24 protein-coding genes are annotated in these 24755 nt (G+C 64.1%); 12 read left to right on the plus strand and 12 right to left on the minus strand.

Annotation, left to right across the window (positions count from 1 at the left end; genetic code table 11):
* The 3 genes from DMR_RS24020 to DMR_RS24030 form a co-directional block, all read right to left on the minus strand.
* Window positions 1–780 carry a restriction endonuclease gene (locus DMR_RS24020; protein ID WP_015863210.1) on the minus strand — a complete coding sequence of 260 codons (780 nt, stop codon included), beginning with the start codon at window positions 778–780 and terminating at the stop codon, window positions 1–3.
* A 114-nt stretch (window positions 781–894) separates the two neighbouring features.
* The gene (locus tag DMR_RS24025; RefSeq protein WP_148208504.1) at window positions 895–1392 is read right to left on the minus strand and encodes an IS5 family transposase; all 498 of its coding nucleotides are present in this window, start codon (window positions 1390–1392) and stop codon (window positions 895–897) included.
* Complete coding sequence (locus DMR_RS24030; RefSeq protein ID WP_015862364.1) at window positions 1364–1729, minus strand: transposase; 366 nt, start codon at window positions 1727–1729, stop codon at window positions 1364–1366. Before DMR_RS24030 ends, DMR_RS24025 begins: the two co-directional genes overlap by 29 nt.
* A gap of 93 nt (window positions 1730–1822) precedes the next feature.
* On the opposite strand from DMR_RS24030, the gene DMR_RS21765 reads away from it, so the two are divergent.
* Window positions 1823–2047, plus strand: a complete 225-nt coding sequence (locus DMR_RS21765) for a hypothetical protein (RefSeq protein ID WP_015863211.1) — start codon at window positions 1823–1825, stop codon at window positions 2045–2047.
* Window positions 2048–2128: 81 nt separating this feature from the next.
* Here the strand turns inward: DMR_RS21765 and DMR_RS21770 are convergent, their stop codons facing one another.
* The gene (locus DMR_RS21770; protein WP_015863212.1) at window positions 2129–2671 is read right to left on the minus strand and encodes a GNAT family N-acetyltransferase; all 543 of its coding nucleotides are present in this window, start codon (window positions 2669–2671) and stop codon (window positions 2129–2131) included.
* Window positions 2672–3109: 438 nt separating this feature from the next.
* Here DMR_RS21770 and DMR_RS21775 point away from each other — a divergent pair, with 438 nt between their 5' ends.
* The 4 genes from DMR_RS21775 to DMR_RS21790 all read left to right on the plus strand — a co-directional run bounded on the left by DMR_RS21775 (window position 3110) and on the right by DMR_RS21790 (window position 9066).
* Window positions 3110–4948, plus strand: a complete 1839-nt coding sequence (locus tag DMR_RS21775) for a HAMP domain-containing methyl-accepting chemotaxis protein (RefSeq protein ID WP_043601356.1) — start codon at window positions 3110–3112, stop codon at window positions 4946–4948.
* A gap of 116 nt (window positions 4949–5064) precedes the next feature.
* A complete protein-coding gene (locus DMR_RS21780; protein WP_015863214.1) occupies window positions 5065–6030 on the plus strand; it encodes a lysophospholipid acyltransferase family protein in 966 nt (321 codons plus the stop codon).
* 78 nt (window positions 6031–6108) lie between these two features.
* Complete coding sequence (locus tag DMR_RS21785) at window positions 6109–6921, plus strand: phosphoadenosine phosphosulfate reductase family protein (protein WP_015863215.1); 813 nt, start codon at window positions 6109–6111, stop codon at window positions 6919–6921.
* A 60-nt stretch (window positions 6922–6981) separates the two neighbouring features.
* On the plus strand, window positions 6982–9066 hold the full coding sequence (locus tag DMR_RS21790) for a hypothetical protein (protein ID WP_015863216.1): 2085 nt from the start codon (window positions 6982–6984) through the stop codon (window positions 9064–9066).
* A gap of 384 nt (window positions 9067–9450) precedes the next feature.
* Here DMR_RS21790 and topA read toward each other — a convergent pair whose 3' ends face one another.
* Complete coding sequence (gene topA / locus DMR_RS21795; protein WP_015863217.1) at window positions 9451–11718, minus strand: type I DNA topoisomerase; 2268 nt, start codon at window positions 11716–11718, stop codon at window positions 9451–9453.
* Between the two features lie 145 nt (window positions 11719–11863).
* Between topA and era the strand changes: the two genes are divergently transcribed.
* From era to fliQ, 7 genes are all read left to right on the plus strand, one after another.
* Entirely contained in the window at window positions 11864–12781 is a 918-nt protein-coding gene (era, locus tag DMR_RS21800; RefSeq protein ID WP_015863218.1) for a GTPase Era, read from the plus strand.
* Window positions 12782–12802: 21 nt separating this feature from the next.
* Window positions 12803–13492: a YggS family pyridoxal phosphate-dependent enzyme gene (locus DMR_RS21805; protein WP_015863219.1), complete on the plus strand. Its 690-nt coding sequence runs from the start codon at window positions 12803–12805 to the stop codon at window positions 13490–13492.
* A gap of 15 nt (window positions 13493–13507) precedes the next feature.
* Window positions 13508–14107, plus strand: a complete 600-nt coding sequence (fliL, locus tag DMR_RS21810; protein WP_015863220.1) for a flagellar basal body-associated FliL family protein — start codon at window positions 13508–13510, stop codon at window positions 14105–14107.
* Window positions 14108–14133: 26 nt separating this feature from the next.
* Window positions 14134–14694, plus strand: a complete 561-nt coding sequence (fliN, locus tag DMR_RS21815; RefSeq protein WP_015863221.1) for a flagellar motor switch protein FliN — start codon at window positions 14134–14136, stop codon at window positions 14692–14694.
* On the plus strand, window positions 14687–15052 hold the full coding sequence (gene fliO, locus DMR_RS21820) for a flagellar biosynthetic protein FliO (RefSeq protein WP_015863222.1): 366 nt from the start codon (window positions 14687–14689) through the stop codon (window positions 15050–15052). Before fliN ends, fliO begins: the two co-directional genes overlap by 8 nt.
* Window positions 15039–15800 (plus strand): flagellar type III secretion system pore protein FliP, encoded by a 762-nt coding sequence (gene fliP / locus DMR_RS21825; protein ID WP_015863223.1) that lies wholly within the window; start codon window positions 15039–15041, stop codon window positions 15798–15800. The genes fliO and fliP overlap by 14 nt, the downstream gene beginning before the upstream one ends.
* 182 nt (window positions 15801–15982) lie before the next feature.
* Entirely contained in the window at window positions 15983–16252 is a 270-nt protein-coding gene (fliQ, locus tag DMR_RS21830) for a flagellar biosynthesis protein FliQ (RefSeq protein WP_006922329.1), read from the plus strand.
* A gap of 410 nt (window positions 16253–16662) precedes the next feature.
* Here the strand turns inward: fliQ and DMR_RS21835 are convergent, their stop codons facing one another.
* The 7 genes from DMR_RS21835 to DMR_RS21865 all read right to left on the minus strand — a co-directional run bounded on the left by DMR_RS21835 (window position 16663) and on the right by DMR_RS21865 (window position 24681).
* Window positions 16663–17481 (minus strand): sugar phosphate isomerase/epimerase family protein, encoded by an 819-nt coding sequence (locus DMR_RS21835; RefSeq protein WP_015863224.1) that lies wholly within the window; start codon window positions 17479–17481, stop codon window positions 16663–16665.
* Between the two features lie 6 nt (window positions 17482–17487).
* A complete protein-coding gene (locus DMR_RS21840; protein WP_015863225.1) occupies window positions 17488–18240 on the minus strand; it encodes a hypothetical protein in 753 nt (250 codons plus the stop codon).
* On the minus strand, window positions 18241–20520 hold the full coding sequence (locus tag DMR_RS21845; RefSeq protein ID WP_015863226.1) for a L,D-transpeptidase family protein: 2280 nt from the start codon (window positions 20518–20520) through the stop codon (window positions 18241–18243).
* A gap of 11 nt (window positions 20521–20531) precedes the next feature.
* Window positions 20532–21125, minus strand: a complete 594-nt coding sequence (pyrE, locus tag DMR_RS21850) for an orotate phosphoribosyltransferase (RefSeq protein WP_015863227.1) — start codon at window positions 21123–21125, stop codon at window positions 20532–20534.
* A 147-nt stretch (window positions 21126–21272) separates the two neighbouring features.
* Window positions 21273–22565 carry an adenylosuccinate lyase gene (gene purB / locus DMR_RS21855; RefSeq protein WP_015863228.1) on the minus strand — a complete coding sequence of 431 codons (1293 nt, stop codon included), beginning with the start codon at window positions 22563–22565 and terminating at the stop codon, window positions 21273–21275.
* The gene (locus DMR_RS21860; protein WP_015863229.1) at window positions 22562–22894 is read right to left on the minus strand and encodes an FmdB family zinc ribbon protein; all 333 of its coding nucleotides are present in this window, start codon (window positions 22892–22894) and stop codon (window positions 22562–22564) included. Before DMR_RS21860 ends, purB begins: the two co-directional genes overlap by 4 nt.
* 620 nt (window positions 22895–23514) lie before the next feature.
* Window positions 23515–24681 carry a homocysteine biosynthesis protein gene (locus DMR_RS21865; protein ID WP_015863231.1) on the minus strand — a complete coding sequence of 389 codons (1167 nt, stop codon included), beginning with the start codon at window positions 24679–24681 and terminating at the stop codon, window positions 23515–23517.
* Between the last annotated feature and the right edge of the window lie 74 nt (window positions 24682–24755).

Raw genomic sequence — 24755 nt, forward strand, 5'->3', positions numbered from 1 at the left:
TTATTTCAGTCCAACAAGTTCTTTCCCGTACATCTTTACTACCATATTATCTCCGAACTTTTGATTTAAGTTGTCTACTATAGGCTGAATCAAAAGAAGCGCATTTTTCAGAACTTCGCGAAGGTATAAATTATTATCTCCAAATATTTCAGGATTAAATTGATACAGACTTTCTATAACAGTATCTTGATTGACAAATCCATGCTCATCAAAGCCTTTTCTCGCATTCCATACAGCCCACAAGCGATTGATGCATTTGCTTTTATATGGAACTAATTTCCAATGTTCTTCATCCATGAACTCCATAACGCTAGACATATAATCTGTGTATTTATGCAAATAGTAAGCTTGTATTCCGATTTCTTTGCAAAAATACCGCTCAAACCAAATGTCAATGTACTTTTTCTGTAGATCTTCAAAAGTCAAACACACAATATTTGTATTTTTTGTATACTCTAAAGCTCCAGCTTGAAATCCATTCTTTGAAATTATAAACCCAATATTAGCACCGGTTTCAGACATAACCGTCATAAACGAATGAACTACACTCTGATCGACCCTTTCGCTCCAATTTTTGCATTCCGAAATAATTTTTATGGGATGGTCACCAACTTTATCAACAGCAAATACATCAACGCACACCTTCCCACGGGGGGTCTCTATGGTATACTCTTGTTCTGCAAAATAGCCGATTTCTCGGAATATATTTCTAACACCTAGTTGCAGATCTCGCCAGTTTGTTGGCAAAGGATTTTCAACAAGATGAATGTAATCTCGCATAACTACAGCCTATATCTTCAAACATCGAAAATCAAGATCATTTATACCCAGGCATATATTGTTCAAATATCAGTACGTTACATCGAGTACTTATTAAGAGGATATCCGGCACGACTATTGCTTTGCATAAATCTTCCTGAACACGATAATTGCGCAGGCCAATTTCACAAAGGCAATGAAGGTAGATAAATAGTGGCAATATCTCGTTCGAATACCGCGAAAGCCTTTCAGCCAAGCGAATGTGCGCTCTACGACCCAGCGGCGAGCGGGATGAAGACCTTCTTGCTTCTCAATTTTTTCCTCCCCTCGGGAACGGATATGCGATTCAAACCCATATGAATACACTTCTTCATGTACACGTGGATAATCATAGCCCTTGTCCAGACATAAGTGATAGATATCGGTGCAAATATTAAACATGGAAATAAGATCACTATTATTTTCAATCGTTAAGCCAACCAGTCGACTGTCGTGAACATTTGCTCCAACGACAATGACCCCGAGGGGTGTCCCTTCTTGGTCGACATGCAAATGAATCTTTGTTCCAGAGCGTCCCCTGTCTGTTGGATTCGCTCCAAGGCCTTCAGCCGCTTCTTTTTTTTGTGCGAACAGGTGCCTGAATCAAAGAGCCGTCCATGGATTGCCAGGAAAAATGAAGACCTTGCTGAAGATGATAATTTTCCAGGCATATCTTCATCAATTGGTCAAATACTCCACGTCTCGCCCATCGGCGATAGTGCTCATGAATAGCGCTTTTTGATCCATAGCTCCTTGGGATCATACTCCACTGACATCCTGTTTTCAGACGGAAGATGATGCCGTTCATTATGTTCCGAGAGGAAATCGGAGCGCTTCCGCCAGAACGCTTTCGCTTAAACGGGTCAAGGAGCGGTTCTAATTGTGCCCATAACTCGTCCGGCAGTTCGGTAAAATCATACGGGGTACTCATGCCCAAGATTATTAAAGGAAATTAGATATTTAGCAATACCCGTGCCGGACATGCTCTAAGATGCGTTGCGCCGCATCAAGGAAGCCTTCGACCATGAGCAAAGCCAAACACGCCCTCTCCCAACTCATCGCCGACCTCGACGCCGGCATCGCACCGAAACCCATCCGGCGCACGACCTTGACGCCCCGCGAGGACGGCTCTTTCCTGCGCCGCGTCCTGGCTGGCGACGGCAGCGTCGTGGCCGAGGAAATCGTCACGCCCGGGCAGTCCAGCACCCTCCCCCATCCCGAAACCCTGCGCAACATCGCCGCGCCGTAACGCCCCCGCCACCCCCCCTCCCTATCCTGTCGCCCCGCCTCCACGCGCCCGCTCCCTCGCCGTCCAACGCTCCTCATTTCCCTATTCCGAAATCTGCAGCCGCATCGCCACCCTATTTCGCAACCCCCGCTCCTGCTCTTCACGCAGTATCGCCGCAATCGCCTGCGGCATGTCCGCCTCGCCGACAATGCCGAATCCCAGTTTCTCATAAAAGGGCCCATTCCAGGCTATATCCGAGAATGTCGTCAAATAGCATTCCGAAAATCCCTGCTCCCAAATGCGCCGCATGGCGTGGCGGATTAGCGCCCTCCCCAGGCCTTGCCGGCCGTGGTCAGGATGCACGTCCACCTGGGCCAGAAGGGCCATCCCATCGACCACTTGCACAAGGACATACCCAACAGGCGATCCACCGGCATCGACAGCCGCCCACAGCAGGCCCTGCGCTTGCGCGGCCAGCAGCACATCCATGGGCAGCTTATCCGACAAAATATGTTCCGGCAGGTAACCATCAGGAAAAATCTTCGCCGCCGCGAGTTCGATAGCGTTCAACAAGGGCAGATGGCGCGACTCGGCCGGGATGATGGCGTAGCCAACCTGTTCACTCGCGGATCTTTCGCTTTTCATGGCGCATCCTGCTCCCTGATCTCTGCATGAATGTAAGGGTCTGGGAGTTTCCTAAATCTATCGTACAGGGAGACAGCGATAACCAGACGCGGTCTTGGAGGTTGCCGAGGCAATCCAAAAAAGGGCGGTCGCCGCAGTCCGGCTCGGAGAGTACCCGGCTTGTGGACGGCCGGGAAGGCTCGCGCATCGGGCCGGTTCACCTAATGGAGCGGCTGAAAAGGAGCCATGGGAAACTCCCGACCTACCCGTTCTCCTTTCGACGCCGTCATTTCGACGACATGTCGACCCGCGCTTCCCCCCGCCCCAAAAGCCTCGCACTACCTCAAATTGCAAAGATATCACTGGCGTTCTTCTGCAGTTTTAGGCAATACACAAAACAATACCCTTATTAACGCCGTTCGTGTCGCGACAATTCCTCACGTGCACCCGGGGGCCGCCATGAAACTGTCCACGAAACTCATCTGCAGCTTTGCCGCCTTGCTCGTCATGCTCTGCGGGCTGGGCCTTTTTTCCCTCATGGAAATGAAGGCCATCAACAGCAACACCCATGAGCTGGCCACGAATTGGCTGCCTACCATCAAGACCATAGGCAAACTCACCAACCAGACGTCAGCCTTCAGACGCCTTGAGCTTGTCCATCTGCTGACCACCGACAAGGCAGCCATGGAGGGTTACGAGCGCCAGCTGGCCGACCTCAAAAAAGGCATCGATAAAAGCATTGAAACCTACAGGCCGCTCATGAGCGAACCTGAGGAACGCGAGAACTTCCCGAAATTCCTGGAAGCCTGGAACGCCTATTTGGGGCTGCACGAAAAGGCCATGGTCCTGTCGCGCGCCAACGACAACGTCGCCGCCGCCGCCATCGCTGCTGGAGACGCGGCCAAGAACATCCAGGCGGCCCAACGCTACCTCGACATCCTCATCGACGTGAACGACCAGGGCGGCGCGAAATCGGCGGCCGCCGCCGTTGCCGCCTATGACTCCGGGCGTGTCGTCGTGCTTTCCCTCATGGCCGCCGGCCTCGTCCTTGGCGGCATCCTGGCCCACTGGCTCATGCGCAACGTCCTCGGCCAACTCGGCCAGGACCCCGGCTACCTGGGCGAGGTCGCCTCGGCCGTGGCCGCCGGCAACCTGGACGTGCCGCTCAAGCCCGTGGAAGGCCAGGGCGGCGTCTACGGCGTATTCGTCACCATGATCGCCAACCTCAAGGCCAAGATCGCCGAGGCCGACCAGAAAACCGCCGAGGCAGCCAGCCAGGCCGACGCCGCCCGGGTCGCCACGGCCCAGGCCGAGGAAGCGGCCAACCAGGCCCGCAAGGCCCGGGCCGAAGGCATGCTCCAGGCGGCCGGAAGACTGGAAGGCGTGGCCGGCGTCCTGGGTTCGGCCTCCGACGACCTCACCGGCCAGATCAACCAGGCCCGAAGCGGCGCGCAAAGCCAGGCCGAGCGCGTGGGCGAGACGGCCACGGCCATGGAAGAGATGAACGCCACCGTGCTGGAAGTGGCCCGAAACGCCGGCCAGGCCGCCGATACCGCTGCCCAGGCGCGCGGCAAGGCCGAGGAAGGAGCCAGGGCCGTCTCCCGGGTGGCCGAGTTCCTCGTGCGCGTCAACGACAACGCCCGGCAATCCCGCACCGACATGGAAACCCTCGGCCATCAGGCCGAAAGCATCGGCGCGGTGCTCGGCGTCATCTCCGACATCGCCGACCAGACCAACCTGCTGGCGCTTAACGCCGCCATCGAGGCCGCCCGGGCCGGCGAGGCCGGGCGCGGCTTTGCCGTGGTCGCCGACGAGGTGCGCAAGCTGGCCGAAAAGACCATGACCGCCACCAAGGAAGTCGGCGACGCCATACGCGGCATCCAGGACGGCACCAAGAAGAACTACGACAACGTGGCCCAGGCCGTTTCCGCCGTGGAGGAAGCCGCCGGCCTGGCTTCCACCGCCGGCGGCACCCTGGGTGAGATCGTCAAGCTCGTCGATGCCGCCGCCGATCAGGTGCGCTCCATCGCCACCGCTTCCGAGCAGCAATCCGCCACCTCCGAAGAGATCAACCGCAGCGTGGAAGACGTCAGCCGCATCGCTTCCGAATCGGCCCAGGCCATGGACATGGCCGGCCGGGCCGTGGACGAACTGGCCGACCAGGCCCGCGAGCTGGCCGCGCTTATCGCCGAGATGCAGGCCGAAGGCGGCGGCACCCCAAGAGCCGCCAAGGCCGTGACCGGCCGGCGGCCGTCCCCATCCCTGCCCCCCGGCCGTCGGCCCAAGGCCCTGGCCTGATCCCCGCCGAGTCCTTGCCAACGGGCCGCCTGCCACGCGCCGGCGGCCCGTTTCGTTTGCGCCCCGGGTCCGGCCATGATAGCCAACACGGCGAAATCGACCCCCTTCGAGGTCCCATGCGAGCCGTCCGCGACGCCCTGGTGTGGTGCTACTGGCATCCCTTCAAGCGACTGATCCAGGCCCTGCCCCTGCCGCGCGCCCTGGCCCTGGCCCGGGGGCTGGGGAGCCTGCTTGGCCGCGCGCCCAACGCCCGGCTGCACGGCATGGCCGAGGCGGCCCGTCTCGTTCCCGGCGTTCCGGCCGATCCGGCCGCCCGCCTGGCCCTGGCCCGGGAGGCCTTGCGCCAGTTCTGCCAGACCGATCTCGAAGTGCTCTACTTCCCCAGGCTCACCCCGGCCATAACGGCCGCCCACGTGCGCATAGAAGGCCGCCAGCGTCTGGACGCCGCCCTGGCCCAGGGACGCGGCGTCATGCTGGCGTTTGGCCACTACGGGGCCAATCAGATGGTCATGCCCGCCGTGGGCCACGCCGGCTACCGCATGTGCCAGCTCTCAGCCCCGGCCACGACGCTCAATGATAAACTGCCCGAGGCCCGAAGCGCGGCCGTGCGCCGCACCCGCGAGCTGCGCTGGGCCCACGAACAGACCCTGCCCGTGACCCATATCGACGTTTTCGGCAGCCTCAAGGGCGCGTTCACCTGCCTGCGCGGCGGCCATGTCCTGGGCGTGGCCATGGACGGCGGCGGCGGCGAGAAACGCGCAGCCGTGCCGTTTCTGGGCCGCCAGGCCCTTTTCTCCCTGGGGCCGATGCTGCTCGCCGCCAAAACCGGCTGCGCCGTGCTTCCCTGCTTCATGGAGCGCGCCCCGTCCGGCAGCCTCACCCTGCGCATCGAGGAGCCGCTGCCTTTGGTCGCGCCCGGGGATTCCGGCGCGTCGGCCGAGGACGCGGCCCGGGCCAATACCGCCGCCTTTGCCGCAAGACTTTCCGCCGCCGTCATGGTCAATCCCAGCCACTACCTCTACTTCCTGGCCTTCCGGCAACACATGGCCGCAGCCGGCCATGAGCCTTTTTTCCTGGAATAAAACGCCGTAGCCGGGTTATGACGGCCTTGCCGCCGGACAACCTCCGGCGGCCCATCCGACCGCCAAGGACCGACACCCATGGACCACGCCCTGCTCGATCTGCCCCTTGATGACAAAATCGCCCTGTCCAAGCGCGTGCTGGCCGGGGCCATGGACCGCTTCGGCCACACCTTCTGGATCGCCTGGACCGGAGCCAAGGACAGCACGCTGACTCTGTGGCTGGCCCGGGAACTGTGCCGCGAGACCGGCCGGACCATGCCGCGCGTGCTGACCATCGACGAAGGCGACCCGTTCCCGGAAATCCTCGATTTCCAAAAGCGCCTGACCGCCGACTGGGGCCTGGACGTCCATCTGGCCGCCAACCACGAGATCCTCGACCGCAAGCCGGCCATCGGCGACTACATCGACCTTTCCGGCCTGTCCCAGGCCGTGCGCGACGAAGCGGCCCGCACCGGATTTACCGGCCCCGGGTTCCCCTTTGACCCGGAATCGCCGCTGGGCAACCAGCTTATGAAAGTGCTGCCCATGAACACCTTTTTGCGCGAAAACGGCGTGGCCGCCCTGGCCACCGCCATCCGCTGGGACGAGCATCCGGCACGCGAAGGTGAGCTCTACGAAAGCCCACGCGAGGAGCCGCCCCATCTGCGCGTCCACCCCATCCTGCACATGCGCGAAGCCGACGTCTGGGCCATCACGCGCGGCCGCGGCCTGCCCCACTGCTCCCTCTACGCCAAGGGTTACCGCAGCCTCGGGACCCTTAGCGGCACCGTCCGCAAAAGCGACCTGCCGGCCTGGGAACAGGACCTGGACGACCGCAGCGGCGAACGGGCCGGGCGCGACCAGGACAAGGAAGACGCCATGGAACAGCTGCGCGCCCTGGGCTACATGTAACGCCGCCCTGCCGCTCCGTCCTTGCCAGACCGGGGCGGCGGGGCGATACTGCGCCCCAACATGACCCGAAACACCTTCGTCTCCCTGGCCGTGGCCGGCTGTTTGCTGGCCGCCGCCCTGTCGCTGGGCCACTGGCGCGAACCGCTTGTGGCGGCCGCCGCCCTGCCCATGTTGACCATGCTGCTTTTCCGTCGCCGCCCGGCCCCGAGCCCCGGCCCGGATGCGCCGTTTATCCGGGGCTGCCTCGTCTACGCCGTGCTGGCCGCCGGCCTGGCCGGCTGGGATGTGCTCATCCAGACGCGGCTGCCCGAACTCCTCTCGCCGCTTGCCGCCAACGCCCTGGAAGGCCGCGAAGCCCTCAAGGGCTGGCTGGTGGCCCGGGGAGCCGACATCTACCCCGGGGCCAGCCCGCCCTGGCCGCGCCTCGTCACGCTCTACCCGCCGCTTTTCTACCTCGCGGCGGCGGCGATGGCCCCTTTTGCCGCAGCGCCGCTTTTGGCCGGCAAACTGGCCGCCCTGGCCGGCGGAGCGGCCATCCTGCTCGCGCTCTTTTTCCTGGGCCGCCGGCTGGACGGCAAGACCTTGGGACCCCTTGGCGGCGCGTTGACCGGCCTTTTGGCGGCCCTTGCCGCCTTTGCCCAGCCGGAAATGGGCAACGCCTTTGTCTGCAAGCCCGACACCCTGGCCGTGGGCAGTCTGTTGCTGGCCGTGGCCGTGTTCGAGGCCGCCCGCGTACGCGGCAACACGCGGCTTTTCGCGCTAAGCGGCCTGCTTATGGCCCTGGCCTGCCTGGGCAAGCAGCAAATGTGGCCCCTGGCCGGGGCTTACGCCGCCTTGTTGTTCGTTTTTCGGCTGTCGCGGCAGGAGCGGCTCTATGCCCTGGCCGGGCTGGCCGGCGGCGGCGCGGTCCTGGGACTTCTCTGCCTGGCCTGGTTCGGCCCGGGAATCTGGGCGCAGACCGTGCTGTTTCCCAAGGCCATGACCGGCCTGGCCGCCGACAACAGCCACGGCGTGGCTTTGGCCCGCCTGCGCGACTTCGCCGCCGGCCACGGGCCGCTTCTGGCCGCTTACGCCGGCTGGCTGGCCCTGTGCGCCGTGCGGCGTCGCCTGCCACTGCCCGACGCCCTGCTGCTGGCCTTTGTCCCCTTTTTGTGGCGCACGCTCATGTGGGGCGGGGCGGACACCAACCACTTGCTGCTGCCCGCGACCATTTGCGCCCTGGGCGCGGCCCGGCTGGCCGGATATCTGGCCGGGCGCGGCCCAGTGGCCCGGGGGCTGGCCGCCCTGACCCTGGCCGGCTGCGTGCCGTCCTTCATCACCCTGCACGCCCCATCTGCCGTCACGTTTGTCCCACGCCAGCAAGCCGTGGCCGAAGCCGACGCCGCCCGGACCATCGTATCCGACATCCAAGGGCCGCTGCTGGCCGACGCCGAAGGGGCGTTCCTTTTCGCCGGGACCCCGGCCTACGGCAAACTGTGGCTGTATGACGCTTTCGAAACTGATATGTATGACAGACTGGGGCTTGCGCCCATGGCCAATTCGCCCATGGCGGCGGCGGTGCGCGGCCGGCTGGCCGCCCGGTTCGTGGATTCCAGGGCCTTTGTCAGCCGCAAGCTGCTGGGTCTCGTCGGGCTGTATTACGAACCCGCCGAGTCCGCCGGGCTGTACACGTTCTACCGCCCCCGACCCGATACCGGGCTTATCGCCATGCCGGCTGCCGACCGGGTGGAGCGGACCGACGGCGGCTACACCGCGGCCGTGACCGAAGCCCGGGGCGTGCGTCAGTGGGGCAGCTACATCCAGGCCGAGGATCCGGCCCTGGGCATGACCCTGGCTTACGGTGTGACCGGTCCGGCGGCGGCGGCCGGGTCGGTGTCGTATTGTCCGCGCTTGACCGGGCCGGACCAGACGCTGACGGTGACGGCGGTGGCGGCCGACGGGCGTGAGCTTGGCCGGGCCGTGCACAGGCAGGGGTATTTTCCCGAGCGCGGGGAGGGCTTTGACAACCGGACGCGGCTGACGTTCCCGGTCGGCGGCGAGGGGTTTGCCGTGCGGTTTACGGCCACGGGCGGGGGGCAGCTGTGGCTGGACGCCGACAACCCGCTGGTGATCGGGGCCACAGCGGCGGACGCGGGAAAGCCGTAAGTTGCAGCGCGATGGCGTTGGACGCAAAAAGGGGTTGCCGAGGCAACCCCTGAAAAAACCAGAACCAAATTTTATTATATCGCCAGCCAGAAGAGGGAGTCGGAAGAGCGGCCGGCGGCCTCATTGCTGAAGCCGGGCGTTGCCGTGGTCGGTGTTTGCTTTGCCGACAACGACCCCGAACGCCGGACATAACCTCTTAAAAATCCAGAACCAACTTTTTTCTTTCCACTCGACAGAAAAGCCGTCGGAAGAACGGCGCATAGCCCTCTTCTGCCGAACGAACATTCGCTTCGTCGCCTACGTTCGTCACCAGCGTCCCCAGTCAACCCCCTTTCGGGGGGTCCGGGGGCCTCAGGCCCCCGGCCGCCGGAGGCATCTTCTCTTCTATTCCTCGCCCTCTCCCTCGTCCTTCTTGCCGCCCACGGCGCGTTTGTAGCGGCAGCTTTTGCTGGGGCAGGTGATGAGTTCGCCGTCGCGGGTCTTTTTGCGCACGAGGATCTTGGAGTCGCATTGGGGGCAGGGTTCGTTAATGGGCCAGTCCCAGACGGCGAAATCGCACTGGGGGTAGGCGTCGCAGGCGTAGAACACCTTGCCGCGCTTGGAGCTTTTTTCGACCAGCGTGCCGGAGCAGCCCTCCTTGGGGCAGGGGACGCCGGTGGACAGCGGCTTGGTGTATTTGCAGTCCGGCCAGCCGGTGCAGGCGATGAACCGGCTGCCGGTGCGGGACTTCTTGACCACCAGATCCTTGCCGCAGGTGGGGCAGGCCCCCACCGAGGCGACTTCCTCGGCCTTGCGTTCACGGGGAATCACCGCCCCGTCCGGGGCGCGGTCGAATTCCTTGGTGTTCTTGCAGTCGGGGTAGCCCGAGCAGCCCAGGAACTCGCCGGCCTTGCCGAAGCGGATGACCATGGGCTTGCCGCACAGCTCGCACTTGACGTCGGTTTCCTTGCCGGCCTTGACCTTGGCCATGTCCTTGGCCGCCTTGGCCAGGGTCGGATTGAAGTCCTCGGTGAAGTCCTTGAGCAGGTTGACCCAGTCGGTGCGGCCGTCGGCCACGGCGTCGAGAGCCTCTTCCATGCCGGCGGTGAACCCGACGTCCATGATCTTGACGAAGTGTTCGGCCAGCAGGTCCGAGACGGTTTCGCCGAGTTCGGAGGGCACGAAGTGCTTTTCCTCCAGCCGGGCGTAGTCGCGGTCGATGAGCGTGGAAATGATGGCGGCGTAGGTGGAGGGCCGGCCGATGCCTTTTTCCTCCAGCTCGCGCACCAGCGACGCTTCGGTGTAGCGCGGCGGCGGCTGGGTGAACTTCTGTTCCTTCTTGAGTTCCAAAAGCGTCAGTTCCTGGCCCTTGTCGAGCTTGGGCAGGGACTTGGCCTCGTCGCCAGCCTCCTGGCCGTAGACCTTGAGGTAGCCGGGGAAAATCAGGCGCTGGCCCTTGGCCTTGAAGAGTCCCGGACCGGCCGTGACGTCCACGGCCGTGTCCCAGAACCTGGCCTCGGCCATCTGGGAGGCGACAAAGCGTTCCCAGATGAGCTTATACAGCGAAAAGAGGTCCTTGGGCAAAAGCGTCTTGACGTCGGCCGGGGTGATGCGGACATCGATGGGCCGGATGGCTTCGTGGGCGTCCTGAGCGCCGGCCTTGGAGCGAAAATGGCGGGCCTTTTCCGGGTAGTAGTCCGGCCCCAGGGCCTCGGTGATGTATTCCCGGGCGGCGTCGCGGGCCTCGTCGGCGATGCGCGTGGAGTCGGTACGCATGTAGGTGATAAGGGCCACCGTGCCGCTGTCGCCGAGTTCCAGGCCCTCGTAGAGCTTCTGGGCCGCGCCCATGGTGCGCTTGGCCGAATAGCCCAGGCGCTGGTTGGCGGCCTGCTGCAGGGTCGAGGTGATAAAGGGCGGCGGCGGGGATTTCTTGCGTTCCTTTTCCGTCACGGCCGTGACGACGAAGGGCTGGCCGGTGATGGCCGCCTCGGCGGCGGCGGCGGCCTCGGCGCTACCGATTTCGAGCTTTTTGCCCTGGTACTTGGCCAGCTCGGCCTCGAACTCCGGGGGCGAGTCGGCGGCCAGGCGCGCCTTGAAATTCCAGTATTCCACCGGCACGAAGGCCCGGCGTTCCTTTTCGCGGTCCACGACCAGGCGCAGGGCCACGGACTGGACGCGGCCGGCCGAGATGCCGCTTTTGACCTTCTGCCACAGGATGGGCGAAACCTTGTACCCCACCAGCCGGTCCAGGATGCGCCGGGCCTGCTGGGAGAGAAAAAGCTTTTCGTTGATGTCGCGGGGATGGGAAAGCGCCTCGCGCACGGCTTTGGCCGTGATCTCGTTGAACTGGATGCGGTGCACGGGCACGCCCGCTTCCTGGACGATCTGGGCTACGTGCCAGGCAATGGCTTCGCCTTCGCGGTCGGGGTCGGGGGCGAGATAGATGGTCGAAGCCGAGGCAGCGGCTTCCTTCAGTTTGGAAACCACCTTCTGCTTGCCCGGAATGATTTGATATTGCGGCGCGAAGTCGTCTTTTTCATCCACACCCAATTTTTTGGAGGGAAGATCGCGCACATGACCGACGGAAGCTTCCACGGCGTAGGCGTTGCCGAGAAACTTCTTGATGGTCTTTACCTTGGCCGGCGACTCGACGATGATAAGGTCCTTTCCCATGGCAGGCGTGCTATAGCCAGCCCGAGGGGGCAAGGCAAGGGTTGCCGTTTGCCCCGGGCCGCGATACTTGCCTATGAGGTTTTCGCGTATGACTTTTTAATAATGATGCACGGCGACGAAATGCTCGTCCGCCTCGGAGCCTTCCTTGGAAAACGTTTCCCGCTTCGGCCACGTGGTCATGCTCGGCCCCACCAACGCCGGCAAATCCACCTTGCTTAACCGCCTCATCGGCCAGAAAATTTCCATCGTCTCGCCCAAGCCGCAGACCACCCGCAACTCGATCAGCGGCATCATCACCCAGGGCGACCTCCAGGCCGTGTTCCTGGACACCCCGGGCCTGCACCGCCAAAAGCGCGGCATCGCCCCGCTTTTATTGCGTTCGGCCTACGCCGCCCTGGGCCAGGCCGACGTGGTGCTGCTCATTCTCGACGCGGCCCAGTACGCCCGCCGCCTGGACGGCCTGGCCCCGGACCTGCGCCCCATCGTCAAGGCCGTGGGCGACGGCCGGCTGCCGGTGCTCATTGCCCTGAACAAGGCCGATGTGGTGCGCGAAAAGGCCCGGCTGCTGCCGGTTTTGGCCGCCGTGTCCGAAGCCTTGCCGGCGGCCGAGCTCTTTCCCATAAGCGCGCTGACCGGCCTTGGCGTGGACGACCTCCTGACCGCGTTGATGTCCCGGCTGCCCGAGGGCGCGCACCAGTTCGACCCGGACGAGGTGTCCACGGCCCCGGTGCGATTTCTTGCCGCCGAAATCGTGCGCGAGAAGCTCTTTTTGGCCCTTGGCGAGGAACTGCCCTATTCCACCGCCGTCACCATCGAGGACTGGGATGAGCGGTCCAAGCCCGGGCTGACGAAAATCCGCGCCGCCATCCATGTGGCGAGGGAAAGCCACAAGCCCATGGTCATCGGCAAGGGCGGTGAGCGCTTAAAGGACGTGGGCCAGAAAGCCCGGGCCGACATCGAGGAGATGCTGGGCGGCCAGGTCTTTTTGGAGCTGTGGGTCAAGGTGCGGCCGGACTGGACCGACGACCGGGCCTTTTTGCGCGATCTGGGCCTTGGCCAGTAGCTTTTAGCCAGGAGCGGGATCGTGGGCGGGGAAACGGCGAAAACGCGCTTGACGGGCGTTTTGGAGCGCATAGGCGCGGCCTGCCGGGCTTGCGGCCGCGACCCGTCGGCGGTGACGCTGGTGGCGGTGTCGAAATTCCACGACGCCTCGGCCGTGGCCGAGCTGGCCGCCTGGGGCCAGACCATCTTCGGGGAATCCTACATCCAGGAGGCCCTGCCCAAGATCGAGGCCGCGCCGGCCGGGCTGTCCTGGCATTTCATCGGCCATCTCCAGCGCAACAAGGCCAAGCTGGCCGTGGGCCGCTTCGACCTGATCCACACGGTGGACAACGTCGAGCTGGCGCATATATTGCAAAAAAGAGCGGCGGCCCAACAGCTGACCCAGGCCGTGTGCCTGCAGGTCAACGTGGCCGGGGAGGCGCAAAAGTCCGGCATGGCGCCGGGCGGCCTGGACGCCCTGGCCGAGGCCGTGGCCGCGTGCCCGAACCTGCGCCTCGACGGGCTCATGGTCATTCCGCCGGTCTTCGACGACCCCGAAGGGGCGCGGCCGGCCTTTGCCCGGCTGCGGGAGTTGCGCGACGCGTTGGCGTCCCGCCTTGGCCGGCCGCTGCCGGTGCTTTCCATGGGCATGAGCGGCGACCTGGAAGCGGCCGTGACGGAAGGGGCCACCCACGTACGGGTTGGCACGGACTTGTTCGGCCCGAGAATCTGATGAGCGGAGGGAGCCATGGCTGATCCAGCGCCCGAAGAACAACCGAAAAAGAAAAAATCCGGCCTCATCAAGTATATCATCCTGGTGGTGCTGCTGCTGGTCCTGGGCGGCGGCGGCTACTTCGCCTATCTGACCTTTTTCGCGGCCAAGCCGCCGGCAGCCGCACCCCCGGCCGAAGGGGCCGCGCCGGCCGAAGCGCCCAAGGCCGACGCCCACGCCGAGGCCAAACCGGCCGAGAAAAAGGCCGAGGGCGGCCACGGCGAAGCCAAAAGCGACGCCAAGGGCGGCGGCGGACACGGCGGCGGCAAGGACAAGGCCGCCTCCAACAACGTGGCCCTGCCCCCCTTTGTGGTCAATCTGGCCGACCCCAACGCCCGGCGCTACCTCAAGGTGGTGCTCGAGGTGGAAGTGACCAGCAACCCGGAACTGCTCGAAGACAACAAGGCCAAGATCCGCGACGCCCTGCTCATGCTCCTGTCCTCCAAGACCTCCCAGGACCTGAGCACCCTGGAAGGCAAGATCCTGCTGCGAAAGGAAATCGTGGACCGCCTCAACCAGGCCATCGGCCAGCCCAAGGTCTCCCGGGTCTATTTCACGGATTTCGTCATCCAATAAACGCCGCGCCGCCGCGAGGTTACACCATGACTCCCGACGACATCGACCAGGACAAACTCGCCGCCGAATGGGCCGCCGCCCTGGATGACCAGGACGAAAAACCGGCCTCCCAAAACGACATCGACGCGCTTTTTGACCAGCCGTCCGGGGGCGGCGGCGGCGGCGGCGACGACGCCCTGGCCGCCGAATGGGCCGCCGCCCTGGCCGACGAGGAGGAAACCTCCATCAAGCGCGAACGCGACCAGGAAGCCCTGTCGCGCCAAAGCGCCAAGGCCAAGTTCAAGGACATGACCCCCGAAGCCAAGGCCCAGCGGCCGGACAACATCCGCCGCGACCTCGACTTCATCCTGGACATTCCGCTGGACGTTTCGGCCGAACTGGGACGCACCAAGCTGCTCATCAACGAACTCCTGCAACTCGGCCAAGGCTCGGTCATCGAACTCAACAAGCTGGCCGGCGAACCGCTGGAAATCTACGTCAACGGCAAACTCGTGGCCCGGGGTGAAGCCGTGGTCATCAATGAAAAATTCGGCGTGCGCTTAACCGACATCATCAGCCCCATCGAACGGGTGAAGCAGCTTGCCTGATCCAGCCGCCGCCCCCCTGCCCGCCGTCGAGTACGGCCTCACCGGCGTGGCCCTCAAAATGGGCCTGACCCTGGCCGTGCTGCTCGGGGTCATCTTCGCCGCCTTCTGGCTGCTGAAACGCTACGGCCCCAAGATCGGCCTGGGACCGGGCGGTCGGGGCGGAAGCCTGCGCCTCATGGACCATCTTCCGGTCGGACCCAAGAAATCCGTGGTGGTGGTGCGGTTCTTGAATAAAGACTTGGTGCTCGGAGTCACCGACCATTCCATCACCCGTCTCGCCGAGGTCGATCATGCCGCAAACGCCGATTTCGCCGACGCCCTGGCCGCCAAGACGGTCCAGCCCGATGACGCGCCCTAGCCACTTGTTGGCCCTAGCGTTTTTCGGGGCGCTGTTGGCCCTCCCGACCCTGGCCCTGGCCCAGGACGCGCCGTCGCTGACGCTCTCCCTGGCCGCCGGACAGACCTCGCCCGAACGCGTCTCCACCCTGCTCGAAATCCTGTTCGCCCTGACCGTCCTGTCCCTGGCCCCGTCGTTCGTGCTGACCGTCACCTCGTTTACCCGCATCATCGTGGTGTTTTCGTTTTTGCGCCAGGCCATGGGCGTGCAGCAGGTGCCGCCCACGCAAATCCTGGCCAGCCTCGCCATTTTTCTGACGGCCGTCATCATGTACCCCACCGGCAAGGCGATAAACGACAACGCCCTGCAACCCTACATGAACGAGGAAATCGGCTTCACCGAGGCCCTCAAAAAAGCCGAAGCGCCGCTGCGCGAATTCCTCTTCAAACACACCCGCGAAAAAGACCTGTCCGTCTTCTACACCATCACCAAGATGGAACGCCCCAAAGACAAAGGCGAAGTGCCCACCATCATGCTGGCCGCCGGGTTCATGATCAGCGAGCTCAAGACCGCGTTTACCATCGGCTTTCTCATCTATATCCCGTTTCTCATCCTCGACATGGTCATCTCGTCCATCCTGCTGGCCATGGGCATGATGATGCTGCCGCCGGCCACCATCGCCATGCCGTTCAAACTGCTGCTGTTCGTGCTCGTGGATGGTTGGGGTTTGATCGTGGCTTCGCTGGTCAACTCGTTTACGACGACGTGAGCAGGGAAGAGCGTGAAGAGATGAGAAGAGGAGAGAGGATGCCTCCGGCGGCCAAAGGGGCTGAGCCCCTTTGGAAACCCCGACTGAAGAAAGGGCATTGCCGCCGCGTTCGGCGGCATTACTTGAAACGAGATGCTGCAGTGCGCTGAAGCGCGCCGCACAAGCCATAAGGAGCACCCGCCATGACCACGGATATGGTTGTCGCCCTGTCGCGCCAGGCCATCGAGCTGGCGCTGTTCCTGGCCCTGCCCATGCTCGGGGTGAGCCTGGTCGTCGGCGTGTTCGTCTCGGTGCTCCAGGCGGCCACCCAGATTCAGGAAATGACCCTCACCTTCGTGCCGAAGATCCTGTCCATGTTCATCGCGCTGCTCTTGGCCTTTCCCTGGATGATGGACAAGATGCTCAATTTTACGCGGGAGCTTTTCATGAATATCCCGACGTATTTGCGCTGACGCGGGTTTTCTTCAGGGCGGCGCACCGCCCGGTGCGATTGACTGTCTCCCGGCTACGCCGTAATCCCTGAGATGGCCGCATGTGGGGAGGTTTTCCGCTCCTGAAAGGGGAAATGGAGGCCTCTCACTTCCTTGTGGCCTTTTCTTTTGCCTTTCCGTGATATTCCCTTGGCGCATCCCTCCGCCAAATCCACGCCCGCTGCCCTTCGCACCTTCTCGCCAAACGTCAGGGGCTAGCTCTCCGCCAAAGCAACGGCGTCTCCCGAAAAACCAGATGATTTCTTGAGTCATCCAGCCGACGAAAGAACCAAGCCCTACCCCACCCCCCTTTTTACCCTTTCTTCAGTCGGGGGGTCCGGGGGCCTCAGGCCCCCGGCCGCCGGAGGCATCCCCTCTTCTCCTCGTCCACCCTACCTGCCGAAAAACTCCCCCTTCGCTTTCACAAACGCCAAGGCAGCCTCGAAGGCTTCGGGGGTGTGGGGTTCGAAGGTGGCGGTGGGGGTGAGCTGGCGGGCGGCCAGGCCGGCGAAAATCGCTTCGAAGGGGATTTCGCCCTGGCCGGGGCCGAGGTGCTGGTCGAAGGAGCCGTCGTTGTCGTGGAGGTGCAGGTGCAGCAGATAGGGGGCCAGGGCGTCGAGCCAGGCGTCCAGGTTGTCGCGCTTTTTGCCTTCGGCGAAGCTGTACCAGTGGCCGACGTCGAAGCAGGCCCCGACGATTTCGGTTTCCTCGGCCGGCAGGCGTTCGCGCAGGGCGGCGATGGTCCCGGAAACGGTCTGGGGATCGGTCTCGTGGGTGTTTTCCAGGCACAGGGGCGGATGGCCGGGCCAGGCGGCCAGCACGGCCGCCCAGGTGTCGGCGCTACGCTGGGCCCAGTCGGGGAAGGAGCGGATGTAGAGGAAGCGGTCGTAGGCGGCGTGGCCGATCATGCGGCGCGGGGCGTAGATGGCGGCCGTTTCCATGGCCCCCAGCAGCCGGTCGCGGCTGGCGGCCCGGATGCGGGCGTCGGCGCTGCCGGGCTGGAGATCGAAAAAGGGCAGATGCACGGTGACGGGCACGCCGGCGTCGGCGAAAAGCCGGGCCAGTTCGCGGTGGAAGGCGGCGTCGGTGGCGTCGAGAAGCAACGGGTCCAGGCCCAGTTCGGCCGGCACGCCGTCCACCAGGTGGCGGTGCAGGAGCCTGGGTTCGCGCCGGGCCACCCGCAGATTGCAGTTCACGAAATAGCGCGACATGGCGGCTTAGTCCTTGGGCAGGGGGTAGACCTGGGCGAAGATGGGCTTGCCCGAGGGGTCGAGGATGACCAGGCGCAGGCCGTAGATGTCGCGCGGTTCAATCTTGGCCGGCAGCGGCAGGCTGGCGGCGATCTGCTTGAAGCGCTGGATCTGGAAGGACAGCTCGTCCTTGTCGGGTTTGAGCGGCCACAGCGTGCCGTCGTTGCCGACAAGGGACGCCTCGGCCTTGCCCACCAGCCCGGTCTGGGGCGTGACGTTGCTGAGGTCGAAGCCGAGGTTCAGGCGCTTGTTGTCGATTTTGAGCTTGAGATTGTCCACGCCGGCCTGGCTGGCGTCGACGCGGGCCAGGATCTTTGACAGATCGACCCGGTCCTTGGCGGCTTCGACGGCCGGCTGGGACGGTTCCTTGCGATCCTCGGACCGGACCTTGAACCAGTCGGGCTTGTCGGGATTGTAGGAACCAAGCAGGGTTTCGACTTCGGTGGCGTCCTTGGAGCGCAGGGTGCGCTCGATGTTCTCCAGGCGCATGAGGCTTTCGCCGGCCGCGTCGATCTCCTGGCGCAGGGCGGCGGTCCGGGCCGCGTCGTCACGGTTGCCCTGGTAGAGATGGTAGGCCACGGCCACGGCCGCGCCGAAGAGCAGCAACAAGGCCAAAGGCATGAGCACAAGGGTCCTGGCCAGCCAGACCGGCAGGCGGTAACGCCCCACCCCGGCCGCATCGCGCAAAATGAGAATGTCGATCCGGCCGCTGCCCGCCATTTACATCTTGCTCCATTTTTCTTCGACGATGGCGAATCCGTTACCCGAGGGAGCCAGATAGAGCGTCTTTTTGCCCCGGTCCGACCCGCCGTCGCGGCTTTCATAGTCTTGAATGAAGGTCACCACATAGCCGTCGCGGCGCGGGGTGATCTTGAGGTCGGAAAAAGCCACTTTCCTCGGGGCCTTGTCCTTCCATATATCGGCCTTGCGGGAGCGAATGGCCTCGCGGCCCTTGCTGTCGCCCTGGACGGCGTTATCGGCGTAGAAGGAGGCGTATTCGCCCACCCGGCCGCGTTCCCAGGCGGCCCGCCAGGCCTCGATCATGGCCGTGGCGGCGGCTTCCTTGCCGGCCTTGTCGGGCTTGTCGGCCTTGGCCGGATTGGCCGGTGCCTGGGCGGCCACGGGGGCAGCGGTCTGCGGCGCAGGGGCCGGTGCAACGGCCGGCGCGGGCGTTTCCACAGCTGGAGCCGGCCTGGCCGGTTCGGCCTTGGGCGCGGCGGCCACAGCCGGCGCTGCCGGTGCCGGAGCCAGGGCCAGGCCGATGGCGGGGCGCTGTTTGGACCAACGCTCCTTGGCGATGACCAGTTTGCCGCCGGCAGGGACCAGGGACAGGGTCTTGAAGCCGGCGCTTTCGCGGCCGCCGGACTTGCCCTGGTAGTCCATGGCGCAGACCACGGTGAAACCGTCGCCCTCGGACGCGGCAGACAGCACCTCCATGGTCACGCGGCTTGGCGGATGGCCCTGCCACAGCCCGGCCTTCTGGCGGCGGATGGCCTCCTTGCCCTTGAGGCTCCCCTGAACGGCGTTGTCGGCGTAATGGGCCAGATAGTCCTCGATGCGACCGCGTTCCCAGGCAGCGCGCCAGCTTTCCACGGCGGCGCGGATGGCGGCGGCCTGTTCAGGCGCGACCGACTGGGCGGCGGGCGCGGCCGGTTCCGGGGCCTTGGCCGCCGGGGCCGGAGCCTGGGCGGCCGGGGTAACAACCGGGGCCTGAGGAACAGTCGATTTTTCTGGAGCCTGGGCCACCTGAATCGGTGCGGCCGGGGCAGCGGGAACGGCAGGAGCGGCCGGGGCCGGCTGAGCCGCAGCCGGTGCGGCCGGCGGCGGCGGCACGACCTTGGCGGCGTCGGTGGCGAAAGGCGACACCCCGGGCTTGACCGGTCCGGTCTGGGCCACGTCGAGAATGGCATGGTCCTCGGGGGTGGGCGGCGCCTTGAGCGGCAGGGAATGGAAAGCTTTCTGGGCCACCTTCTCCATGGCCGCCTGATGGCTGTCCATGAGTTGTTTGGCTTGCGTTTCCTCTTCGCTGGGGGCGTCGGGTGGCGTGGTGACGGTCTCGGCCTCGTTGGCCAGGGCCTTGCCGGTCTTGGCGTTGGCGGCCAGCAGCGTGGGCGATTCCTCGTACTCCATGCCGATGATGCGGAAACGGTCGTCATTACCGCGCTGCCAGTACAGACGTTTGACGCCCTGGGAAACCAGGGTCGGCGAGCGGTAGACCTGGACGAAATAGGTGACCCAGTAGTCGGGACCGGGCAAGGCCCGAATGTCGGACAAGGTCACCTGAATCCAGGGCAGGGATTTGAACAGCCGTTCCTTCTGGGAGCGGAAGGCGGCGAAGGGCTGGCCTTCGGAGATGGCGAACTTCTCGGCGTCGTGGAAGCCGAAAAAGGCTTCGGAACGGTCGGCCCAGGCCTTGCCCCAGGCCTTGGTGGCCTCCACCACTTCCTTGGCCTCGGCCTTAAGGCGCGGGGCGTCGGCGGCAAGGCGCACCTCGTCGGCGATGATGACCGGCGTGCCCAGGGCCAGATCGCCATCCAGACGATGGAGATCCGGGGTGTTCAGCGCCACGCAGCCCTGGGTCACATAGGGGACAATGGAATTGCCCCGGCCGTGGATCCAGATGCCGTGGCCGGTCTTTTTGCGCACCACATCGGCCGGATTGGGGAAATTGAGCGGAAAGGCCAGGTCGCCGTAGAGCTCGTAATTGAGCCCCGAGGCCTTGCGCCGGACGATGAAGTAGACGCCCTCGGGGGTGCGCAGGTCGCCTTCCTTGAACTTGTCGCCAAGGAGCTGGCCGGTGGCGCAGGGCAGAAACTCGGCTACCCGCACCGGGCTTTGGCGCGAAAGCAGAAAAAAGGCCTGGGACTTCTTGTCCACGGCCACGGACAACTTGGGAAACCACTCCGTGTCCACCACGTCCGCCGTCCACTCCGCCGCCGCCGGACGGCACGGCAGCAGCAGCAGGACGGCGAGGACAAGGGCGTGGCCGAATCGTTTCATGCGTGCTCGCGTCAGGAGGCCGGTTGCTCTTTGGCGGCGGCGACCAGGGCCTCACGGGTGAAGATGGACAGCAGCGGAAAGCCCCGCTCGGCCAGACGCTGGCTGCCGCCTTCGTTGCGGTCAAGGACGGTGACCACGGCGCCGATGGTCAGTCCGGCGTCCTGGACTCGGTCAATGACGGTTAAAAGCGTGCCGCCGGTGGTCACCACGTCTTCCAGCAACGCGACCTTGTCGCCGGGCTGGAAGTTGGACAGCCCTTCCAGGAACTGGTTGGTGCCGTGGCCTTTGGAGGCCTTGCGCACGATAAACGCCGGCATGGGGCGATGGCGCAGAAACGAGGCCACGGACACGGCCGTGACGAGCGGATCGGCCCCCAGCGTCATGCCGCCGACGCCGACGATGTCGGCCGGCAGCAGGTCAAACAGCAGATTGCCGATGAGCCAGGCCCCTTCGGGGTGCAGGGCGGTCTGCTTGCAGTCGAAATAGTAGTCGCTCTTGCGCCCGGAGGTCAGGGTGATCTCTCCGGCGCGGTAGGATTTTTCCATGAGCAGGGCGGCCAGGCGGCCCCGCATGGCGGCGGCGTCAAGATTTTGCGGACAGGACATGGTTATCCCCATTGCGCCCGTTTGCTTTTGGCATACAAAAGCCGGACGTTTTTGAAAAGCGGTTCATTGTCAGCGCCCATCGCCTCCCCATGTTGGGGGTCCGGGGGCCTGAGGCCCCCGGCCGCCGGAGGCATCTTCTCTTCGTTATTACCCAAACACCCTGGAATAAATAAGGTCTTCGTGGGCGAGGTAGTAGGTCGGGTCGAACAGGGCGTCGAGGACGGCCGGCGCGAGCTTGGCGCTGATGGCCGGATCGGCCCGCACGGCGTCGGGGAAGGACTTGCGGCCTTCCCAGCAGGCCATGGCCACGCGCTGCACCAGCACGTAGGCTTCCTGGCGGTCCATGCCGGCCTCGATGAGGGCCAGCAGCACCCGCTGGGAGTAGAACAGCCCGAAGGAGCCCATGAGGTTGCGGGCCATGTTGTCCGGGTTGACCTTGAGGTTCTTCAGGATGTTGGTCAACCGGGCCAGGGTGTAGTCGGCCAGGATGGTGGAATCGGGCATGATGACGCGTTCCACCGACGAATGTGAGATGTCGCGCTCGTGCCACAGCGGCATGTTTTCCAGTGAGGCCAGGGCGTTGGTGCGGATCAGGCGCGAGAGGCCACAGAGGTTTTCGGCGGAAATCGGGTTTTTCTTGTGAGGCATGGCCGAGGAGCCTTTCTGGCCCTTGGCGAAGCCTTCCTCGGCTTCGAGGACTTCAGTGCGCTGGAGGTGGCGCAGCTCGGTGGACAGGCGCTCCACGCCGCCGGCAATGAGCGCCAGGGCAGTGAAAAAGGCGGCGTGCCGGTCGCGCTGGATGATCTGGGTGGAGATGGGATCGACTTGCAAGCCCATGATCTCCATGGCGATGGCTTCGACGCGGGGATCGAGGTGGGCGTAGCCGCCCACGGCCCCGGAAATCTTGCCCACGCGCACGCCGGCAAGGGCCGCGACGAAGCGTTCGCGGTGGCGGGAAAATTCGGCGTAAAACGACGCCATCTTCATGCCGAAGCTCAAGGGTTCGGCATGGATGCCGTGGGTGCGGCCGATCATGAGCTGGCCCTTGAAGCGCATGGCCAGGTCCTTGATGGCGGCCAACAACCCGTCGAGGTCGGCCAGGATCAGGTCGCCGGCCCGGCCAAGGAGCAGAGCGTTGGCCGTGTCCACGATGTCCGAGGAGGTGCAGCCCAGGTGAATGAACCGGGCCGAGGGGCCGACGCGCTCTTCCACGGCGGTGAGAAACGCGATGACGTCGTGGCGGGTGGTTTCCTCGATTTCGAGGATGCGGGCCACGTCGAAGCCGGCTTTTTCCCGGATGACGGCCATGTCGGCCTCGGGAACGCGGCCAAGCTTGGTCCAGGCCTCGCACACGGCCAGCTCGACTTCGAGCCAGGCGGCGAAACGGTTTTCCAGGGACCACAGGTCGCCCATGGCTTTGCGGGTATAGCGCTCGATCATGCGTGCTCCTTGGGCGTTTGGGCCTGGTCGTCATCCTCGGGGTTTTCTTCGGCGGACAGCGGCACGGACGGGTCCCGGGCGAGCTGGGGCACGTCCACGGGCGTTCCCTTGACGGTGTCGTTGCCGTCGCGCTTGAATGCGCCGGGGCGTCTTTGGACGTAGTCGGTGGCGTGAAAGCCGCTGCCCTTGAGGGCGAAGGCGGACAGGGAGACGATGCGCGGCGCGCTGCGGCCGCAGGCGGGGCAGGGAGCCTGTCCCGTGTCCACGGTGCGGCACAGTTCCTCGAACACCCGGCCGCAGGCGGGACACTCGAACTCATACAAGGGCATGTGCCCCTCCGGAAGTCGTGCAAAAAGCCGGGCAGGGATTGCCCCAACCCGGTTTTTGCGCGCTTTGCTGCGTCGTTACGTCGCGCAAACAGGCCGCGACGCCGCAAGGCCGCCCGGCTTTTTCCTCATTTCCAATAATACGCGCGATTATCAGAAAAATCAGGCCAGGGCCTGAAAGGCCAGACGGCCATGGCGCAGGGCGGCGGCAGTCGCGGATGGCGTCGGCCGGCGAGCCAACCAGGCAGGCAGCCGGCGACACCCGGAAATCGAAAGAATCGGCCGGCCGGAACTAGGCCTTCTTGGCGGCAATGGCCTGACGGACGCGCTCCTTGAGGCGTTCCTTGCGGCGCTTGCGGCGACGATCCAGTTCCTTGTGGCGCTCGTGCTTCTTATGCTTGGACATGGGAATTCCTCCTATCGGGTGAAAGAACCCGATGCGGTATATCAAGGCCGGGCGTTTGTAAAGACGCCCGGTCCGGTTTCACGGGGACGGACCCGCAATAATCCGGAAACGTTCTGTGCCGCGGCCGTCTCGCCGCGCCTTGCGGGAAGGTCGGGTCCGAGCCGGGACAACCCGGCAAGACGCGACCTCCCCGCAAGGGGGCGGCAAAGCCACGGGCCTATTCCGAGGGAATGGGCTCCACCGGCTCGGTCAGCAGGAACTTGCCCTGCTGGATTTTTTCCTTAAGCTTCTCGGCAACTTCCAGGGACATGGACAGGCTGGTCAAGGGCACGGCCTGGGTCTTTTTGCCGTTGACCATGATCTCGCCCGTGCGGCACTCGGCGTAGGTCACAAGCCCCAGGGACCGGCCCACGCCGTTGGGATAGTCGTGGCCATAGTCCTTTATGGGCATTTCGATGTCGGCGTCGGACACGCCGGTGAAAAAGGCCATGTCTTCATTGAGGATGGGAATGGGAATGCCGATGCCCATGGCCAGGGACACGCCGTAGCCCAGGATGGACACGGCCCGCACGTACCGGGGATTCATGCCCTTGAGGTCGCCCTTGACCATGAGCGTGCCCGAGGCGGAAATGGGGATGCCGCGCTCGTTGCGCTTGGGCTTGGGGTCGTGCTGGGTACCGGCCCCGATGACGTAGCCGACTCCGCCGCCCATGAAGATGCGCGTCCCCAGGCCGATGGTCTTCAAATAGGGGTCGTTGAAAAGCGGCGACAATTCGCCGGCGGTGGCGAAATTGGCGTTACGGGCGTTGGGCTTAAGCGGCCCCATGTAGGTATAGATGATGCGGCTGGTGAGGTTCACGGCCACATTGTAGTTCTGGTAGCAGTTGCGGGGATTTAAAAGCTGGGCGTACTTGAGGTCGGCCAGGGTCACATCCTTTTCCAGCTCCCGGCGCGGATAGCAGTCCGTGCCGTAGGATTCGCAGAAAAGGCGCACGGCCTTGCCCCGCAGCAGATCCTCGATGACGTGGGCCCCGCCGTACTTGAAGCGGCCGGGGTGGATCTTGTTTAAGGGATCTTCCTTGGGCAGTTCTGTGCAGCCGATGTAGGCGTCCACGGCGGCCAGGCCGGCGTGGGCCGGGACGTTGTTGAGGCGCACTTTCTGGGCCTTGAGGGTGGGCGGCTCCTGGCCGAAGTTGAACAGCATGCCCGAGGAGCACATGGGCGAGAAGGTGCCCGTGGTCACCACGTCCACTTCCTTGGCCGCCTTGACCTTGCCGAGACGCCGCACGGTCTCGACCATTTCGGCGGCGGTCAACACCACGGCCTTGCCTTGCTCGATGCGCCGATTGATTTCGGCGACAGTCTTCTTCACCTCATGGGTCATGCCAGAAATCTCCTCCTGCCGGGGATTCACGCCCGGCGGGGCCTTTTTTGGCCCATTTCAGCCGTCTTGGCAAC

The sequence above is a fragment of the Solidesulfovibrio magneticus RS-1 genome (genome assembly GCF_000010665.1).
In the GTDB taxonomy this organism is placed as follows: Bacteria; Desulfobacterota; Desulfovibrionia; order Desulfovibrionales; family Desulfovibrionaceae; genus Solidesulfovibrio; species Solidesulfovibrio magneticus.

Excerpts from the sequence above, each read along its gene's own strand:
- fliQ (WP_006922329.1), top strand. The coding sequence starts at position 15,983 with ATGACCACGGATATGGTTGTCGCCCTGTCGCGCCAGGCCATCGAGCTG.
- purB (WP_015863228.1), bottom strand. The coding sequence starts at position 22,565 with ATGATCGAGCGCTATACCCGCAAAGCCATGGGCGACCTGTGGTCCCTG.
- fliP (WP_015863223.1), top strand. The coding sequence starts at position 15,039 with ATGACGCGCCCTAGCCACTTGTTGGCCCTAGCGTTTTTCGGGGCGCTG.
- DMR_RS21775 (WP_043601356.1), top strand. The coding sequence starts at position 3,110 with ATGAAACTGTCCACGAAACTCATCTGCAGCTTTGCCGCCTTGCTCGTC.
- fliN (WP_015863221.1), top strand. The coding sequence starts at position 14,134 with ATGACTCCCGACGACATCGACCAGGACAAACTCGCCGCCGAATGGGCC.
- DMR_RS21780 (WP_015863214.1), top strand. The coding sequence starts at position 5,065 with ATGCGAGCCGTCCGCGACGCCCTGGTGTGGTGCTACTGGCATCCCTTC.
- DMR_RS21770 (WP_015863212.1), bottom strand. The coding sequence starts at position 2,671 with ATGAAAAGCGAAAGATCCGCGAGTGAACAGGTTGGCTACGCCATCATC.
- DMR_RS21865 (WP_015863231.1), bottom strand. The coding sequence starts at position 24,681 with ATGACCCATGAGGTGAAGAAGACTGTCGCCGAAATCAATCGGCGCATC.
- DMR_RS21835 (WP_015863224.1), bottom strand. The coding sequence starts at position 17,481 with ATGTCGCGCTATTTCGTGAACTGCAATCTGCGGGTGGCCCGGCGCGAA.
- DMR_RS21845 (WP_015863226.1), bottom strand. The coding sequence starts at position 20,520 with ATGAAACGATTCGGCCACGCCCTTGTCCTCGCCGTCCTGCTGCTGCTG.
- DMR_RS24020 (WP_015863210.1), bottom strand. The coding sequence starts at position 780 with ATGCGAGATTACATTCATCTTGTTGAAAATCCTTTGCCAACAAACTGG.
- DMR_RS24030 (WP_015862364.1), bottom strand. The coding sequence starts at position 1,729 with ATGAGTACCCCGTATGATTTTACCGAACTGCCGGACGAGTTATGGGCA.
- DMR_RS21785 (WP_015863215.1), top strand. The coding sequence starts at position 6,109 with ATGGACCACGCCCTGCTCGATCTGCCCCTTGATGACAAAATCGCCCTG.
- DMR_RS21765 (WP_015863211.1), top strand. The coding sequence starts at position 1,823 with ATGAGCAAAGCCAAACACGCCCTCTCCCAACTCATCGCCGACCTCGAC.
- DMR_RS21860 (WP_015863229.1), bottom strand. The coding sequence starts at position 22,894 with ATGCCCTTGTATGAGTTCGAGTGTCCCGCCTGCGGCCGGGTGTTCGAG.
- fliL (WP_015863220.1), top strand. The coding sequence starts at position 13,508 with ATGGCTGATCCAGCGCCCGAAGAACAACCGAAAAAGAAAAAATCCGGC.
- pyrE (WP_015863227.1), bottom strand. The coding sequence starts at position 21,125 with ATGTCCTGTCCGCAAAATCTTGACGCCGCCGCCATGCGGGGCCGCCTG.
- DMR_RS21790 (WP_015863216.1), top strand. The coding sequence starts at position 6,982 with ATGACCCGAAACACCTTCGTCTCCCTGGCCGTGGCCGGCTGTTTGCTG.
- topA (WP_015863217.1), bottom strand. The coding sequence starts at position 11,718 with ATGGGAAAGGACCTTATCATCGTCGAGTCGCCGGCCAAGGTAAAGACC.
- DMR_RS21840 (WP_015863225.1), bottom strand. The coding sequence starts at position 18,240 with ATGGCGGGCAGCGGCCGGATCGACATTCTCATTTTGCGCGATGCGGCC.